Source organism: Serratia sp. K1WW1 (genome assembly GCF_055790865.1).
In genome coordinates this window covers 1,865,207-1,882,974 of sequence record NZ_CM147697.1, presented here as the reverse complement: position 1 = coordinate 1,882,974, position 17,768 = coordinate 1,865,207, and the positions used below count along the sequence as shown (strand labels likewise).

The window sequence follows — 17,768 nt, the reverse complement described above, 5'->3', positions numbered from 1 at the left end:
CCTCGCTGTTACTGCGGATGACTGTTGCTAGCGTTCTTGATGATAGTTGGCTTACTCAAACGCTTGGAACGCGTTGGAGTCCAATCCAATGCGCCGATACGCACCAGATAAACCAAACCAGCCAATAACACCAAAATGAAAATGGCGGCTTCGATAAAGCCTACCCAGCCGCTCTCACGAATCGAGACCGACCAGGCGTACAGATATAAGGCTTCAACATCGAAAATGACGAAGAACATGGCCACCAGGTAGAACTTGGCGGACAGACGCAAACGCGCCGTACCGACCGAGTCGACCCCGGATTCATATGGGGTGTTTTTGGCGCGAGCCTGGGCTCTCCCACCCAAGAAGAACGCACCCAGCAGCATGAAGCCGCAGAGCCCGATAGCCATGATAAGAAATACGGCGAACGCCCAGTGATGAGCGATGACTTCAATGGTTGTTGACATACTCTATGCTTACTCATCAAAAGTGGCGTCGATCGTTCTGCTCTTGTAACTGGCAGTTAGTGCACCACATCGATTTAAGGGAAGGATAAATAACCACACAAACAAGCTGCTTTTACAGAGAGTTAGGCAGTGTTTTACTGTGGGCTTTTTACTCCTTTCTATAACCTTCTGTCAACTTTGACAAAAGTATCTACACACTAATTTACATACGAAGCATTTAATTAACATATGATGCGCTTGGCTTAGGCTAAATCGTGTCAGTTGATTACTCAACGGAAACAGATAGATATAACCCCACAGGCACATTTCACTTTTACTATACCATTCTCTCAGGAATTCCCTGTTGTTCCACTCACTACCTAGGGGTATTTTTTTGATCCAGGACACGTTTCGGGCAGAAATCCTCAAAAAAAGTGTGGCAGTTTAACAATTTTTGTCAATTTCAGGTAAAAAAACGTCAGCGTAAAATAGCAAAATAACCCTACCAATTCCAGGTATTTACTCATTGTTATCACTGCATAAAAAACGAGCACCCCGAAGAAATGCGGGTTTCACCTGCTAGAAACCATGAAGAAATACCCACTTAGCATCGAATTTACCTTGAACAGGTCAAAATTCTTGATTTCCCTTTTTTAAGCTAAAAAAAACCTCCGCCGTGGCAGAGGTTTGTAACTTTCAATACGACTAGCTTAGGGTAAAACGCTACTCTTCGCTATCCGCCACGCTGGAACCTTCATCGATCACCGAAGATTCTCCGCCGCCGAAGTGGTAAATCTCACTGCCGTTTTGCACGGCACTGAAGATCGCCATGGCCAGTTCATTTTCGCACTTCATGTCTTTGCACAGCGCATACTGCGTATCAGGAAGATGCGGTAAACCTTCCGCCGCGCCCAGAACTCGCAGATCTGGGCTCATCATCTCGATTGGCCGCACGGTGATCCCCAAACCTGCCCGGCACGCCGCGCGCACCGCAGAAAGCGTAGAGGCCACGTAGGCAATACGCCAAGGAATACCGGCAGCTTCAAGATGCTTGATCGCCATTGCACGGAACGGGCTTGGCTCATCCATCACCACCAGAGGGATCGGTTCCCCTGCCTGGTAATGGTAATCCGCCGAGCAGTACCACAGCGTTGGAGACGTACGCAGAATGATGTGCGGATGCCCTTCGGTATCCACGGTGGTGATGGCCAGATCCACTTCGCCATTCTTCAGCATGTCTATCATGAACGGACTACGCTTCACCCGTACATCAATCGCCAGCTTGGGATAGACCGACGTCACGCGGTTTAGCAAGAAAGGCAAAATGGTATCGGCGGTATCATCAGAAGCACCGATAGTCAGGACACCCTTGATATTGTTGTACATCAAGGAGGCACAGGCTTCGTCGTTGAAGCGCAGGATTTTCCTGGCGTAGCCGAGAAGCTGGATACCGTGTTCGGTTAACAATTTATTGCGCCCATGACGGGCGAACAATTCTTTGCCAACCAATTGCTCTAACCGCTGCATTTGTTGACTGACTGCGGACTGAGTACGACAAACGGCAACGGCAGCCGCCGCAAACGTATTCAAATCAGCAACAGCAACAAAGGTTCTTAGCAGATCGAGGTCGAGATTAAGTATCGGACGATTTGCACTTGTCATAGTGTTTTCTTCACTTTTTAAATTCTAATTTACAAACTACCCTGGTGTATTTCTAAGACGCAGCTGAAAAGGGCATGCGCCACTTATGACAGTACCCCACTCATTAGAAGAGGGCAAAAAAATTACTTATATTTCGTTATCTGCATCGCTTTTTATCCATGATCTATCGCAACGGCTTATTGATAGTGGTGAAAGTTACGACGAAAAGTGCTTACCCTTATAAGCATTGATAATCCTATGCAGGCAAAATCCCCCCTTTCCTCCCGGTTACCTCGATCCCTGGCCGCCAGAGACCATGACAGCATTGTTGTTTTCTGTACAAAATATTAACAACCTCCCCGTATATCGAACGAGTCATCTATTAGGGAATTTAATAAATTCAAGCAGTAAGTCTTTTGATTATTAAAAGACATCGACCATTACTTAAATAAAATTTAAGTTAATTACTAAAGTGGACCTAATGTAATTCTACTTCAACTCAGTGTGGTATTGTCAGTACAGACATGAAACCAGATTAATCCCATATTACTATCTTTAGGCGGCTTTGGCGTTTTTCTGACGCTTGGCGTACACATTTCTGCGGTTAACTGATAAAAACCCTTTACGTGACATGTGTTTCCATCGGCATATAAACCTTAAATTGGTGATACTTTCAGATTTAAACACCAAAAGCACGATCAATACAGACGGTTATTATCTTAAAAAGCGATTTTTGCCGATCGTTTTCACCAAAGCAGTGCATAACCCTTCAAAAGCCTGGCCTCCAGGAGTACATTGGACAGATTGCGGTGTTCCACGGTAGGAACGACCCTATCTTAGCAAAAGGCTCAACTTTCTATGTCCCCCATTGAGAAATCCAGCAAACTGGACAACGTCTGTTATGACATTCGTGGTCCGGTACTCAAAGAAGCTAAACGTCTTGAAGAAGAAGGCAATAAGGTCCTCAAGCTGAACATTGGCAACCCTGCACCGTTCGGCTTTGATGCCCCCGATGAAATTCTGGTCGACGTGATCCGCAATCTGCCAACGGCACAAGGCTACTGCGACTCCAAAGGGCTCTACTCGGCGCGCAAGGCGATCATGCAGCACTATCAGGCACGTAACATGCGTGACGTGACCGTTGAGGATATCTACATTGGCAATGGCGTTTCTGAGCTAATCGTGCAATCCATGCAAGCGCTGCTGAACATCGGTGATGAAATGCTGGTGCCTGCGCCAGACTACCCGTTGTGGACCGCCGCCGTGTCGCTTTCCAGCGGCAAGGCCGTGCACTATATGTGCGACGAAGGATCTGGCTGGTTCCCGGCTCTGGACGATATTCGCAGCAAAATCACCCCACGCACCCGTGGCATCGTGATCATTAACCCTAACAACCCAACCGGCGCGGTCTACAGCAAAGAACTGCTGGAACAGATCGTCGAGATCGCCCGCCAGCATGACCTGATCATCTTTGCCGACGAAATCTACGACAAGATCCTCTACGACGAGGCAGAGCATCACTCGATCGCTGCGTTGGCCCCAGATCTGCTGACCGTTACCTTTAACGGCTTGTCCAAAACCTACCGCGTTGCCGGTTTCCGTCAGGGCTGGATGGTGCTCAATGGGCCGAAGAAGCATGCCAAAGGCTATATTGAAGGGTTGGAGATGCTGGCTTCCATGCGCCTGTGTGCCAACGTGCCAATGCAGCATGCGATCCAGACGGCACTGGGCGGTTACCAGAGCATCAGCGAATTTATTCAGCCTGGTGGCCGCCTGTATGAACAACGCGACCGTACCTGGGAGCTGCTAAACGAGATCCCTGGCGTTTCCTGCGTGAAACCTCAGGGTGCGCTCTATATGTTCCCACGCATCGACGCCAAGCGTTTTAACATCCGCGACGACCAGAAGCTGGTGCTGGATCTGCTGCTGCAAGAGAAGGTGTTACTGGTACAGGGCAGCGCGTTCAACTGGCCTTACCCAGACCACGTCCGTATCGTTACGCTGCCCCGCGTGGATGAATTGGAAATGGCGGTAGGCAAACTGGGCCGCTTCCTGGAAACCTATCACCAGTAATTTTTGCCGGGCGCTGCATGCGGCGCCCGTTTCTCTGATTGGCACTGACGCAGTATACTGCGCTCCTACAGATCCAAAGAGAGAACATCATGAGCCAGAGCCACTTCTTTGCCCACCTGTCCCGTTTGAAACTGATTAGCCGCTGGCCGCTGATGCGCAATGTGCGTACCGAAAACGTTTCCGAACACAGCCTGCAGGTCGCCTTTGTCGCCCATGCGCTGGCCGCGATCAAAAACCGCAAGTTTAACGGCAACCTGAATGCCGAACGCGTGGCGTTGTTGGCGATGTATCACGATGCCAGCGAAGTGCTGACCGGCGATATGCCAACTCCCATCAAGTATTACAACCCGCAGATTGCCCACGAATACAAAAAAATCGAGAAGATTGCCCAACAAAAGCTGCTGGAGATGCTGCCGGAAGAGTTACAAAACGATTTCCGCTCGATCCTGGACGAGCACCATCACAGCGAGGACGAAAAGCTGATCGTGAAGCAGGCCGATGCGCTATGCGCTTACCTGAAGTGTCTGGAGGAGCTGTCTGCGGGGAATAATGAGTTCAAGCAGGCCAAGGCTCGTCTGGAGAAAACGCTGCAAATGCGTCACAGCCCGGAAATGGAGTATTTCATGACGGTGTTTATCCCAAGCTTCAGCCTTTCACTTGACGAGATCAGCAGCGACTCGCCACTGTGAGATTAGAGCCAGGTGCTTTGCACCTGGCAGTCTGAGACGCCTCAACCGCAGGTCGTACCTTCCGGCATTTCCACCGTGAATTCCTGCTCTACCACCGAGCGTAAATCGATACGCTGGAAAGTTTGCGTGACCAGGAAGCGGTAAATTTTATCCTGCGGGCATTGGTTGCCAAAATAGGAAGCCTGGGCTTCCAGTACCGGTTTTTTATCGCTGTTAAACATGCTCAGCAGGAAACGGCGCTCGGTGTAGTAGTCTCTTTTCTTCGAATAACCGATGATCTCTCTGGTCATGATGGCCTTGGTGGTACAGGTCGCTTTTTCCCCTTTTTTGGTACTTTCGGTCGTGCATTCGGTGGTCTCACCGGTGGCCACATCGCCGTAATCCGCGCTGGTATATTCATGGACCCGGGTGTTTTTATCTACGTCCAACACCACAAACAGCTTGGGCACCACACCGCCATTTGGCAGGTTATCCTCGGTATAAACGCGCTGGAACCCCTTGGCGCGCAAAAACGTCAGCGTATTACCGAAGAAGTGTTTCGCCAGCATCGGTTCATCAGAATCTGAGGCGACAAGCACCAACACTGGCGCATTCTTATCAAAGGCATAACCCGGATCGGGCACCGAATTGAGAGAGCCACTCATGTATCTCGCACAGCCGGACAGCAACAACAGAGAAGCTAAAGTAAGGGTTATAAATCCATGTTTCATTTTCATGGCAACTCCAGAAGGATCGCTAAACTAAGCCTGGGCGACATCGGTCGCCGTAAAGCCTCAACGAGCTGCAGCATGAGCCGATAAAATGCCAAAACTCTTTATGGTTTCGGTCGTTAGCTACTTAAGCGCATTCTCAAGAGTCAATAAAGCGCCTTTACTCATTCCTGACATAAAACGCAAACTGTGAGCTTAAAATGCATACAACCAAGGCACCAGGATCACGCTGACAATCATCACCAGCACGGTGAACGGCACCCCAATTTTCAGAAAATCGCCAAACTTGTAGTTCCCCGGCCCCAACACCAGCGTATTGACCGGCGATGACACCGGCGTCATAAAGGCGGCAGAGGCGGCAATCGCGATAATCATGGCAAACGGATAAGGCGAAACGCCCATTTCACGGGCCGCCGCGATGGCAATCGGTGCCATCAATACCGCCGTGGCGGTATTGGAGATAAACAGCCCTATGGTGGCGCACAGGACAAACAGGCAGGCCAGCATGACGTGCGGCCCGGCATTACCGGCAACATCCATCAACCCACGGACGATCAGATCTACCCCGCCCGTTTTCTGCAACGCTTGGGCAAAGGGCATCATACCGACAATCAAAATGATGCTCGGCCAATGGATCGCCTTATAGGCACTTTCCATATCGATACAGCGAAAGCGCCCCATCAACAGGCAAGCAATCAGCGCGGCGATCGGATTGGGGATCTCGTCGGTCAGCATCATTGCCACCATCAGCGCCAGACAGAACAGCGCATGAGGAGCCTGGGTGATCGCCGGTGCCACTTCGTCCACTTCGGCGGGCAGGTTCAAGACGATAAAGTCATGGGTTTTGGCCTGCAACTGGCGGATTGCCTTCCAGTCGCCGATCACCAACAGAATATCCCCCAGACCCAGCGGTTCATCCACCAGCTTGCCTTGCAGGGTTTCACCATTGCGGCGGATACCGACCACGTTGAGATCGTAACGGCTACGGAAAGCGGCATCGCGCACGCTTTTCCCCAGCAGGGCCGATTCAGGGATTAGCGAAACTTCGGCCATGCCCACGTTGCGCGACTGTTCGGAGAAATATTCCCCCCGCAGCACCATGGGCTCAAGTTGTTGCTCACTACAGAATTGACGCAGATCGATATCACAATCCGTCATGTCGATCAGCAGTACGTCCCCTTCGCGCAGTTCCGTGCTGCCAAAGGCGCTGATCATTACCCGGCGGAAACGCTTCCAGCGCTCAATACCGATAACGTTGGCGCTGTAACGCGCGCGCAAATGCAATTCATCCAGCGAGCGGCCAATCAGTGGCGAACCACTGCGCACAGCCAAACGACGCGCCCGCCCGGTGAGCTTATAGTCACGGATTAAATCGCGGAAAGTCCGGCGCTCCCAGGCCGACTTGGTCTTGGTGCCGCCGTTGTCGCCGAGCCAGCGGCGCGCAACCAGCATGTACCCTACGCCCAACAGCAACACCACCAGACCAATTGGCGTGACGCCAAAGAAGCCGAAACCGTCGATGCCTTCACGCACCAGTTCGCTGTTGACCACCATATTCGGCGGCGTGGCGACCAGCGTCATCATGCCGCTGATCAAACCGGCAAAGCTCAGCGGCATCATCAGCCGCCCTGGGGAGATTTTCATACGCACCGCGACGCTGAGCACCACGGGAATAAAGATGGCTACCACCCCGGTCGAACTCATAAAGGCCCCCAGCCCGGCGACGGTAAACATCAGCAGCATCATCATCTTGGTTTCACTGCTGCCCGCCACCCTCACCAACCAGTCACCAACCTGATAGGCCACCCCGGTGCGTACCAGCCCTTCGCCAATGACGAACAGAGCGGCAATCAAAATGACGTTAGGATCGCTGAAGCCAGCCGTTGCCTCTTGCAGACTCAAGGTTCCACTGAGCACAAACGCGATGATCACCAATAGTGCCACTACATCCATGCGTAGCTTGTTGGTAGTAAACAGCACAATGGCTATTAACAGTAAACTCAAAACCCAAAGTAATTCGCTGTTCAAAACGGCCTCATTCTGCAGTGATCCCGGCATAAGAAATTAGCATAAAAAAACCCCGACAATGCGGGGTCTAATCAAATTGAGGTAAGAATGTGCAGATTAAGCAATAAGTTCGATAACTGCACCCTGTTCGGACTTGGCGATCTTAAGCTGTTCCAAGGAGGAAAGGATCAGATCCACCTGGTCCAGCTTCGGTGCGTCTGCCGGTGCATTTACCGCAATCACCTGGCAACCTGCGGCCAAGCCGGAAAGGATCCCGGCAGGGGCATCTTCCACCACCACACAATCCTGCGGTGCCAACCCAAGACCTTGTGCCCCTAACAGGTAGGCGTCTGGATGCGGTTTACCCTGTTTAACAAGTTCACTGGTGATAAACACCTCAGGAAGCGGCACTCCACCGGCAAGACGGCGTGCGTTAGCCACTGGCACGGAACCCGAGGTGACGATTGCCCAAGGTATCCCCAACGCCTTGATCTGCTCCAGCAGGGCCAATGCACCTGGCAAGGCGTGGACGCCGTCGGTATCCTCTGCCTCCACCTGCTCAAGCAGTGTGAACTCATGCTGTAGCTCAGCCTCGGTGGCATTCGGCATAAAGTGACGCAGCGAGGTGATCGCCTGTTTTCCGTGGATAAAGTCCAGCACCTTTTGCGGGCTGATGCCATGGCGTTCTGCCCATTGCGTCCAGGCTCGCTCTACCACTGGTAATGAATCTACTAACGTCCCATCAAGATCGAACAGAAAACCCTTACACTCCACGGGAAACCCCTCTACGTTTAATCAGGCATTGATGATTTGCGCAATCTCGACGGCGCTCAGATGATACTGGCGTGGGCAGGATAGCCAGATACTCAGCATGCGCTGGTATTTTTCCCACATTTTGGTTTGGGCGTTAAAACCGTGGCTGCCAGAATCGAAATGAGTATACCGCCCTTCCGTGTTCACCAGGAAACGCACATAGCTCAGGTAACGCGCTTCAGTAGCCGCATCAAAACCAAGGAATACCAGACGACGCGCGTCCAGACCTTGGCGATCCTTGAGGTTCTCCCAGGAGACCTGGAGCGCATGGTGCATTTCCATGATGTTGATGATGGTGCGGCACACTTCTTCGCTCATCTCACCAAAATCACGATCCAGCTCGCGCATTTGCAAACCAAAACCGCGCTCGATGATCGTCTGCAGGCGGCGGTAGCGCTCCGCATTGTCCGGATCGAGCATGGTCATCATCTTGTATTGATTCGACAAAATCAGCCGTTGGGCGTGAGTCATTTCCATTTCATAGTCCTCAGTTCTGCAAATTAACCAGAGCATCGCATGAGTTGATTATGGCGTGGAATCACAACAACGCCTTTCTTTGATTTGAAAGGGGGTAATCTTTAAATGTTCGTGGCAGTCAGACATGATCCGGGCACGAATTTGCGACTTAAAGAGGCAAGGCCGGTGAGATCCCGGCCCAGTGGCACTTAAAGATCGTCGAGGAAGGTTTTGTCCAACTGCTTGAAGGCACGTTTCAGCACGTCCGCCAGAGCCTGGTAGGTTGGCGTCCCTTCAACAGGGGCAATCGCCTGCCCGGCTTCCGCCAGCTTGTTACGGACCTCATGGAACCATTGCAGCAAGGTTGGCGGCAATGGTGTCACGGAACGTCGGCCCAACCACCACAGCCCCTGCATCGGCAAGCTACAGGCAAACAGCGCAGTGGCAATCGCCGGGCCGAGCTGACCGCCGAGCGCAATCTGCCAGGTCAGGGTAAAAATCGCCAACGGGGGCATAAAGCGAACGGCAAAGCGGGTAGCGCGCGCCACGCGGTTCTCAGGGAAAAGCGGTGCCAGCCGTTTGTCAGCTGGCCAGGTTTTCATGTAATGCTGCCCGCGCTGGAATATCTGAAACCAGCTTACGGAACCGGATGGTCTGCTCGTCATTGCGCACCTCAACTTCACGTATAAAAAATAAAATATTCTTGCAAACACACTAACAAAAAAGTTGAAGCTTTAAATTTATTTTGTGTTTGTGGCGGGCTATCGGTATCCTAAGCCGGCCATGTGCCGGTAGAAGATGACAGAAGATTTGTCAACTTTTAGCCCTATCTCCCTAATCCTGCCATTGGCGGCCATGTGGGGCTAGGAAGCGGTAAAAATCAGGATCGCTTAAACCGCAGAGAAATCATCGGTTTTTTCACCATTGTGTCCTTTGTATCACTGACATGATGTTAATCATAAATGTCAACGGCATTATGCGCTACGCTTGTTGTCTGATTGACGTTTTATTCACCACGTGTTTTTGGGTCTTCCTTAATACCAACACGAACTATAAGTAGGTACTTCCATGTCGAGTAAGCTAGTACTGGTCCTTAACTGCGGCAGTTCTTCCCTGAAATTCGCCATCATCGATGCAACCAACGGTGAAGAATACCTCTCTGGCCTGGCCGAGTGCTTCCATCTTCCTGAGGCCCGTATCAAATGGAAAATGGATGGCAGTAAACAAGAAGCGGCACTGGGTGCCGGCGCAGCACACAGCGAAGCGCTGAACTTCATTGTTAATACTATTCTGGCACAAAAACCAGAGCTTTCCGCCCAGTTGACCGCTATCGGCCACCGCATCGTGCACGGCGGCGAGAAGTTCACGGCTTCTGCCGTCATCAACGACGAAGTCCTGCAGGGTATCAAAGATTCGGTACCTTTTGCACCACTGCATAACCCGGCTCACCTGATCGGTATTGCTGAAGCGTTGAAATCCTTCCCTAATCTGGCTGATAAAAACGTTGCCGTGTTTGACACCGCGTTCCATCAGACCATGCCGGAAGAGTCCTACCTGTATGCCCTGCCGTACAGCCTGTACCGCGACCATGGCGTTCGTCGCTACGGCGCACACGGCACCAGCCACTTCTACGTGACTCAAGAAGCCGCGAAGGCGCTGAACAAGCCGGTTGAAGAAGTTAACATCATCACCTGCCACCTGGGCAACGGCGGTTCCGTAACCGCAGTACGCAACGGTAAGTGTGTTGATACTTCCATGGGTCTGACCCCGCTGGAAGGCCTGGTGATGGGTACCCGCAGTGGTGACATCGATCCAGCCATCATCTTCCACCTGCACGACGCCATGGGCATGAGCGTTGACCAGATCAACAAGATGCTGACCAAAGAGTCTGGCCTGCTGGGCCTGACCGAAGTCACCAGCGACTGCCGTTACGTTGAAGACAACTATGAGACCAAGGCCGATGCCAAGCGCGCCATGGACGTCTTCTGCCACCGTCTGGCCAAGTACATCGGTGCCTATAGCGCCCTGATGGAAGGCCGTCTGGATGCTGTGATCTTCACCGGCGGTATCGGTGAGAACGCCGCGATGGTACGTGAGCTGACCCTGGATAAACTGGGCCTGCTGGGCTTTGAAATCGATCATGAACGCAACCTGGCTGCCCGTTTCGGCAAATCAGGCAACATCACCAAAGACGGCAGCCGTCCGGCACTGGTGATCCCGACCAACGAAGAATTGGTCATCGCGCAAGACGCTTCCCGTCTGACCGCTTAATGCTCTCCACACCGTCAGCCCAGGCTGGCGGTGTTGTTTTGAGCCTGTCATCTTTGTCTGCGCCCCCGTTGCAGGCAGAAAACCGTGAAGAGGACTATTCTGTGTCACGTACAATTATGTTGATCCCCACAGGCACCAGCGTCGGTCTGACCAGCGTCAGCCTGGGTGTCATCCGCTCCATGGAGCAAAAAGGCGTTCGCCTGAGCGTGTTCAAACCTATTGCCCAACCGCGTACCGGCGGCGATTCCCTCGACCAGACCACCACCATCATCCGCAGCAACTCGACCATTCCAGCGGCCGAACCCCTGCGTATGAGCTACGTTGAGAGCCTACTGAGCTCCAACCAGCAGGACGTGCTGATGGAAGAGATCGTGGCCCGTTACCACGAAAACACCAAAGACGCAGAAGTGGTGCTGATCGAAGGCCTGGTGCCTACCCGTAAGCATCAGTTCGCCAACTCGCTGAACTACGAGATCGCCAAAACGCTGAACGCAGAGATCGTCTTTGTGCTGGCGCTGGGCAACGATTCTCCAGCCCAGTTGACCGAGCGCATCGAACTGGCTCGCTCCAGCTTCGGCGGCAGCAAGAACAAAAACATTACCGGCGTGATCATCAACAAGCTGAACGCTCCGGTGGACGATCAGGGCCGTACTCGCCCAGACCTGTCCGAAATCTTTGACGATTCCACCAAGGCCAGCGTAGCCAACGTCGATCCTGCACAGCTGTTCGCCAACAGCCCGCTGCCGGTATTGGGTTGCGTACCGTGGAGCTTCGAACTGATCGCTACCCGTGCCATTGATATGGCCCGCCACCTGAAGGCGCGAGTGATCAACGAAGGCGACATCATGACCCGCCGCGTGAAATCCGTGACCTTCTGTGCGCGCAGCATTCCGCACATGCTTGAACACTTCCGCCCGGGTTCCCTGCTGGTAACCTCTGCCGACCGCCCAGACGTGCTGGTTTCAGCCTGCCTGGCCGCGATGAACGGCGTGGAAATTGGTGCCATCCTGCTGACCGGCGGCTACGAAATCGATGCCTCCATCAACAAGCTGTGTGAGCGCGCCTTTGAAACCGGCCTGCCGGTGTTCATGGTTGACACCAACACCTGGCAGACCTCGCTGAGCCTGCAAAGCTTCAACCTTGAAGTGCCTTCAGACGACCATCAGCGTATTGAGAAAGTACAGAACTACGTGGCCAGCCACATCAACGCCGAATGGATCGAGTCCCTGACCGCCACTTCTGAGCGTTCACGTCGTCTGTCCCCACCGGCGTTCCGTTATGAGCTGACCGAACTGGCGCGCAAAGCGGGTAAACGCATCGTGCTGCCGGAAGGCGACGAGCCACGCACCGTGAAAGCGGCGGCCATCTGTGCCGAACGTGGTATCGCGGAATGTGTGCTGCTGGGTAACCCGGAAGAGATCAAACGCGTTGCCGCCGCACAGGGCGTAGAACTGGGTAAAGGCATCGAGATCGTCGATCCGGTTGCCGTGCGTGAACTCTATGTGCCGCGTCTGGTTGAGCTGCGTAAGAGCAAGGGCATGACCGAAGTGGTTGCCCGTGAGCAGTTGGAAGACAACGTGGTTCTCGGCACCCTGATGCTGGAGAAAGGCGAAGTTGACGGCCTGGTTTCCGGTGCCGTTCACACCACCGCCAATACCATCCGTCCACCGTTGCAGTTGATCAAAACCGCACCGGGCAGCTCGCTGGTTTCTTCCGTGTTCTTCATGCTGCTGCCTGACCAGGTTCTGGTCTACGGTGACTGCGCGATCAACCCGGATCCAACCGCTGAACAGCTGTCTGAAATTGCTATTCAGTCTGCCGATTCCGCAGCCGCATTCGGTATCGAACCACGCGTAGCGATGATCTCCTACTCTACCGGTAATTCCGGTGCGGGTAGCGACGTTGAGAAAGTGCGTGAAGCGACCCGTCTGGCACAGGAAAAACGCCCGGACCTGATCATCGATGGCCCACTGCAGTATGACGCAGCGATCATGGCCGACGTGGCCAAATCCAAAGCGCCTAATTCGCCAGTAGCCGGTCAGGCGACCGTGTTCATCTTCCCGGATCTGAACACCGGTAACACCACTTATAAAGCGGTGCAGCGTTCTGCTGACCTGGTATCCATCGGGCCAATGCTGCAAGGCATGCGCAAGCCGGTGAACGACCTGTCCCGTGGTGCTCTGGTTGACGATATCGTCTATACCGTAGCCCTGACGGCGATCCAGTCGGCTCAGGCTGATGCCCAGGCTGCTATTGCCTGATGAGACAAAGGTGACACTACGGCACCTTTAGACTCTGGTAATACCCATAACGGCTCGGTGATCATCACCGGGCCGTTTTTTTATAACTGCAGCTAAATATAAATCAGGTAAATGGACACACCTATCAATATTTGAATGCTCAATATTTCAGTGGCTTGATAACTTTTTATTTTTAACATGGAATATCCTTCGCAGAATAAATCAACACCTAGGGTTACTTTCTTTCCTGAAATAAAATACTTTTACATCGGGAGAGTTAAACAACCGTAAAGGATATGACAACATTTTTCGATGAATTAGCGGCGTATGGGGAACCTAGGCAACATAAAGCGGTTTTTAGGGTAAACGGCGTTGAGTATGAAGTTTATTTCACGCAAATCACCGATAAAAATCCGTTTGACTGTACTGTGGATTTTCATCCCGGTTTTATAAAACCGACTTACGCCAAACACTATGAGATCGCGTTCGATACAAAACTCAATCGAATGAATAAAACATACTTTCACCGAGTCGACGGATTGCCACAAGGTAGCGCCATCAAGGTGATAAATCACGTTGAAAGAGCAATTTTTGACCACTATACTACTTTCAATGTGGGGCTCTACACCTACGTCCCGAATGATTTTAAGTTATCGAGTGTTTACTGCCGTCTCATATCGCGACCCAAACATATAGGATCTTCGATTGAGGTTGGTCTAGAACCCATGGGGAGGACGCATGTCTTACGAACGCCGTACTTCTATGCAGAAATTAGAACAACACCGTGCTCGACAAATAGCACGAATGGAAGCCTTTGAGCGAGCTATAGAAGCTGGACAAACAACTGTCGTTGTTTCTGGAAGATCTCCTAACGCCTCTACTATGTTTAATAGCGTCACCAAGACGATCCCAAATCATGCTTTGTTTAAAGGCAAGGATCCATTGCTGTAATGACTCGAACGATCAATATTATGCCATGGCGAAACCTTTTAGCCTCTGGTAATTCCTATAACGGCCTGGTGATCATCACCGGGCCGTTTTATTTTTGACGTTAACATAGAGCAAGCAATGCACCGCCTGACGCCCTCACCCTAGCCCTCTGCCACAGAGCGAGGGGACCGATCGAGTGGATCTGAAAATTCGGTGACACACCTTGGATAAGGAGATGTTCGGCCTGAGAAATAGACCGAACGTCATGACTAAAGGATATTAAAAGTGTTCACCATGTCCTTGAACACCTGTCTACCATGTCCCCGGTCTGTACAGGGAGGGTCAACAGCTCATCCGCAGCCGCCACAATATGCGCCGCCGTCAGGCCATATTCCTGCTGCAAGAACTCCTGCGTGCCCACTTGCCCATAGCGGCCTTTCACTCCCACCCGCCGCATCGGTACCGGGCACTCTTCCACCAGCACCTCCGCCACCGCCGAGCCAAGCCCATTATGAATACTGTGATTCTCGCAGGTGACGATCCTGCCGGTTTTCGCCGCAAAGGTTTTGATGATTTCACGATCGATAGGCTTGAGCGTAAACATGTCTATCACCGCCGCGCTGATGCCACGCTGTTGCAGTTCCTGTGCCGCCTGCAACGCTTCGGCGACCATAATGCCGTTAGCGATCAGCGTAATATCGCTGCCGTCACGCAGCAGATTAGCCTTGCCGATGGTGAAACGATAGCCTGCAGGATAAATACGTGTCGCCTGCTTACGGATGGTGCGCACCCAGTAGAAGCCTTGCAACTTCACCAGTTGCTGCAAAATATCCTGGAACATGGTGGCATCGGTCACCTCCAACACCACCGAATGCGCCAGGCCGCGCACGATCCCCATATCTTCAAACGACATATGCGTGCCCCCGTTATGGCAGGCGCTGACCCCGGCATCGGAAGCGATCACCTTGACGTTGTTGCGCTGATAGTCCAACGCCATAAACAGCTGATCGAAACAGCGGCGGCTGGCAAAAGCGGTGAAGGTGTGGACAAAAGGAACCCGCCCGGTCAGTGACAAACCGGCGGCTACGCCAATCACATTGGCCTCCATGATGCCGCAGTTGATGACCCGCTCCGGGTGATCCTTATGTACGCCATCCATCGCCATCGAACTCATCAGATCGGCTTCCAGTGCAATCACTGGCGTATCGGCTTCGGCCTGTTGGCGGATCACGCTGGCGTACACCTTACGCATTTCTACGGCGTCTTTTTCAAACGGCATTTCCAGGTTAAACATAGGCGGCCTCCAGCTCGGCAATGGCCTTTTCAATTTCGCTACGAACATCTGGCGTTAAGCGTAGATGGTGTGAGTTTTTCAGGTTCTCCAGATACGCCACGCCCTGCCCCTTGAGGCTATCGAGGATCACCACCAACGGCCGTTGCTCGCCACTGCGTTCCGGCAACACAGCGTCACGGATCGCCGCAATGTCATCCCCACGAACGGTTTGCACCTCAAAACCAAAGGCGCGGAATTTTCCCGCCAGATCGAAGGGTTTGATCACCTCATCCAGCGTGCCGTCCAACTGCTGTTTGTTGTAATCGATAAACAGCGTCAGATTATGCAGATTGTGGTGGGCGATAAACTGGAACGCTTCCCAGCATTGGCCTTCGTTCAGTTCACCATCCCCCAGGATGCAGAATACCCGGTTGCTGCGCTTTGCCAGTTGGTGTGAAAGCGCCATACCGGCTGCGATAGAGACCCCTTGCCCAAGCGATCCGGTGGTGGCATCCACCCCACGGGTTAGCAAGCGATCTGGGTGGCTCGGCAACCGGGTACCATTCTGGTTGAGCGTTTGCAGCTGTTCCAACGGGAAATAGCCCTTAAGCGCCAGCACGCTATACAGCGCCGGACCAGCATGGCCTTTCGACAGCACGAAATAATCGCGCTCTGGCCAATCCGGGTCACCCGGATCGATACGCATCACTTCGCCGTATAACACCGCCAGCGTTTCAACCACCGACATACAGCCGCCGTAATGGCCAAACCCCAGCCCAGTGAGTGCCTTCAGCGTTTCCAGACGGATCGCCCTGGCCAATTGCGTCAAATCAGTCACGGTGTTGCTCATGAACTTTCCTCCTTATTTCTGGCTGGGGCATCTTTGCGTTTTCCCAGGAAGTTATGCGCGACCAGCAGGCCAAAGATGGCGACAATCGCGACCATGATCATTTCTTTGGTCAGGAAGCGCGCCATATTGCCCAACACGATCCCCACCACGCCGAAGTCCGTATCGGAGAAGGTGGTGTTGGCAAAACCCAGCGCGCCCAGTACCGGTAACAACAGCACCGGCAGGAAGGTAATCAACAAACCGTTGGCAAATGCCCCCAGCATGGCACCTCGCCGCCCGCCGGTCGCATTGCCGAACACCCCAGCAGTGGCCCCGGTGAAGAAGTGCGGTACCACGCCCGGCAGGATCAGCACCATCTTCATTTGGCCGAGCAAGAACAGACCGGCCAGGCCACCCAGGAAGCTGAACAGGAAACCAATCAACACCGCATTCGGGGCATAGGGATAGACCACCGGGCAATCCAGCGCCGGGCGGGCATTAGGGACCAGTTTTTCCGAGAAGCCGGTAAAGGCCGGGACGATCTCAGCCAGGATCAGGCGCACCCCTTGCAGAATGATGAATACCCCGGCGGCAAAAGTGATCGCCTGAATAATCGAGTACACCAGGTAGTTCTGCCCGCCACTCAATTGGCTTTCGACATAATCCTGGCCCGCACAGATAGCCAGGATCAGGTAGATCACGATCATGGTCATCGAGATGGAAATCGAGCTGTCACGCAGGAAGCTGAGGTTTTTAGGTAAGTTCATCTCCTCGGTGGAGCGCGAGTTTTTCCCCACCTTGGAACCGAGCCAGCCGGAAAGGACATAGCCCAGGGTACCGAAATGGCCAAAGGCAATGTCGTCGTTGCCGGTAATGCGGCGCATATAGCGCTGGGCGATCGCCGGGAAGAACGCCATCACCAACCCCAGAGTCAGCGCTCCGGTGAACACCAACTGTACGCCCTCAAAGCCGGCCACGGTAAGGATGATGCCGATCATACAGGCCATATAGAAGGTGTGGTGCCCGGTCAGGAAGATGTATTTCAAGCGGGTAAAGCGGGCCACGATGATGTTGGCCACCATGCCAAACGCCATAATCAGCGCGGTAGAGGCACCGTATTTCTCGAGTGAGATAGAGACAATGGCTTCGTTATTGGGAATAATGCCCTGAATATTGAACGCATGCTCAAACATGCCGCCTAATGGGTTCAGCGAGCCGACTAATACCGTCGCTCCACCGCCCAATACAATAAAGCCCAGAATGGTTTTAACCGTCCCTTTGACCACGTCAGAAAAAGACTTCTTTTGTGCCAATAGACCAATCAAGGCAATCACCCCGACCAATACCGCCGGGACCTTTAATATATCAACCACAAACCTGAGCGTTTCCTGGATAAACATATCCACCT

15 protein-coding genes are annotated in these 17,768 nt (G+C 52.8%); 5 read left to right on the top strand and 10 right to left on the bottom strand.

Annotated features, from left to right (window positions below; all coding sequences use genetic code 11):
* Window positions 1-8: 8 nt before the first annotated feature.
* Together ACX9GU_RS08625 and lrhA are read right to left on the bottom strand one after the other, a co-directional pair.
* Window positions 9-449, bottom strand: a complete 441-nt coding sequence (locus tag ACX9GU_RS08625) for an NADH-quinone oxidoreductase subunit A (protein WP_021178526.1) — start codon at window positions 447-449, stop codon at window positions 9-11.
* A gap of 702 nt (window positions 450-1,151) precedes the next feature.
* Window positions 1,152-2,090 carry a transcriptional regulator LrhA gene (gene lrhA, locus ACX9GU_RS08620; protein ID WP_065683097.1) on the bottom strand — a complete coding sequence of 313 codons (939 nt, stop codon included), beginning with the start codon at window positions 2,088-2,090 and terminating at the stop codon, window positions 1,152-1,154.
* An 837-nt stretch (window positions 2,091-2,927) separates the two neighbouring features.
* On the opposite strand from lrhA, the gene ACX9GU_RS08615 reads away from it, so the two are divergent.
* On the top strand, window positions 2,928-4,142 hold the full coding sequence (locus ACX9GU_RS08615; RefSeq protein WP_473194470.1) for a pyridoxal phosphate-dependent aminotransferase: 1,215 nt from the start codon (window positions 2,928-2,930) through the stop codon (window positions 4,140-4,142).
* A gap of 89 nt (window positions 4,143-4,231) precedes the next feature.
* Complete coding sequence (gene yfbR, locus ACX9GU_RS08610; RefSeq protein ID WP_021805996.1) at window positions 4,232-4,831, top strand: 5'-deoxynucleotidase; 600 nt, start codon at window positions 4,232-4,234, stop codon at window positions 4,829-4,831.
* A gap of 41 nt (window positions 4,832-4,872) precedes the next feature.
* On the opposite strand, the gene ACX9GU_RS08605 is transcribed toward yfbR, so the two are convergent.
* From ACX9GU_RS08605 to yfbV, 5 genes are all read right to left on the bottom strand, one after another.
* Window positions 4,873-5,547, bottom strand: a complete 675-nt coding sequence (locus tag ACX9GU_RS08605; RefSeq protein ID WP_473194469.1) for a hypothetical protein — start codon at window positions 5,545-5,547, stop codon at window positions 4,873-4,875.
* Window positions 5,548-5,736: 189 nt separating this feature from the next.
* Window positions 5,737-7,569: an SLC13 family permease gene (locus ACX9GU_RS08600; protein WP_473194468.1), complete on the bottom strand. Its 1,833-nt coding sequence runs from the start codon at window positions 7,567-7,569 to the stop codon at window positions 5,737-5,739.
* A 96-nt stretch (window positions 7,570-7,665) separates the two neighbouring features.
* Window positions 7,666-8,322, bottom strand: a complete 657-nt coding sequence (locus ACX9GU_RS08595) for a sugar phosphatase (protein WP_473194467.1) — start codon at window positions 8,320-8,322, stop codon at window positions 7,666-7,668.
* A gap of 21 nt (window positions 8,323-8,343) precedes the next feature.
* Complete coding sequence (locus ACX9GU_RS08590) at window positions 8,344-8,838, bottom strand: YfbU family protein (RefSeq protein WP_473194466.1); 495 nt, start codon at window positions 8,836-8,838, stop codon at window positions 8,344-8,346.
* Window positions 8,839-9,026: 188 nt separating this feature from the next.
* Window positions 9,027-9,482, bottom strand: coding sequence for a terminus macrodomain insulation protein YfbV (yfbV, locus tag ACX9GU_RS08585; RefSeq protein WP_024485138.1), 456 nt, complete (start codon window positions 9,480-9,482; stop codon window positions 9,027-9,029).
* Between the two features lie 403 nt (window positions 9,483-9,885).
* Between yfbV and ackA the strand changes: the two genes are divergently transcribed.
* The 3 genes from ackA (at window position 9,886) to ACX9GU_RS08570 (ending at window position 14,279) form a co-directional block, all read left to right on the top strand.
* Entirely contained in the window at window positions 9,886-11,088 is a 1,203-nt protein-coding gene (ackA, locus tag ACX9GU_RS08580; RefSeq protein ID WP_473194465.1) for an acetate kinase, read from the top strand.
* Between the two features lie 101 nt (window positions 11,089-11,189).
* On the top strand, window positions 11,190-13,349 hold the full coding sequence (gene pta / locus ACX9GU_RS08575) for a phosphate acetyltransferase (protein ID WP_094982059.1): 2,160 nt from the start codon (window positions 11,190-11,192) through the stop codon (window positions 13,347-13,349).
* A 717-nt stretch (window positions 13,350-14,066) separates the two neighbouring features.
* Window positions 14,067-14,279, top strand: a complete 213-nt coding sequence (locus ACX9GU_RS08570) for a hypothetical protein (protein ID WP_473194464.1) — start codon at window positions 14,067-14,069, stop codon at window positions 14,277-14,279.
* A 268-nt stretch (window positions 14,280-14,547) separates the two neighbouring features.
* Here the strand turns inward: ACX9GU_RS08570 and ACX9GU_RS08565 are convergent, their stop codons facing one another.
* Genes ACX9GU_RS08565 through ACX9GU_RS08555 form a run of 3 tightly spaced genes read right to left on the bottom strand, consistent with a single transcriptional unit; the run spans window position 14,548 to window position 17,760 of the window.
* Window positions 14,548-15,552 carry a transketolase family protein gene (locus ACX9GU_RS08565; RefSeq protein ID WP_473194463.1) on the bottom strand — a complete coding sequence of 335 codons (1,005 nt, stop codon included), beginning with the start codon at window positions 15,550-15,552 and terminating at the stop codon, window positions 14,548-14,550.
* On the bottom strand, window positions 15,545-16,381 hold the full coding sequence (locus ACX9GU_RS08560) for a transketolase (RefSeq protein ID WP_174333771.1): 837 nt from the start codon (window positions 16,379-16,381) through the stop codon (window positions 15,545-15,547). The genes ACX9GU_RS08565 and ACX9GU_RS08560 overlap by 8 nt, the downstream gene beginning before the upstream one ends.
* Complete coding sequence (locus ACX9GU_RS08555; RefSeq protein WP_024485147.1) at window positions 16,378-17,760, bottom strand: PTS ascorbate transporter subunit IIC; 1,383 nt, start codon at window positions 17,758-17,760, stop codon at window positions 16,378-16,380. Before ACX9GU_RS08555 ends, ACX9GU_RS08560 begins: the two co-directional genes overlap by 4 nt.
* Window positions 17,761-17,768: the final 8 nt, after the last annotated feature.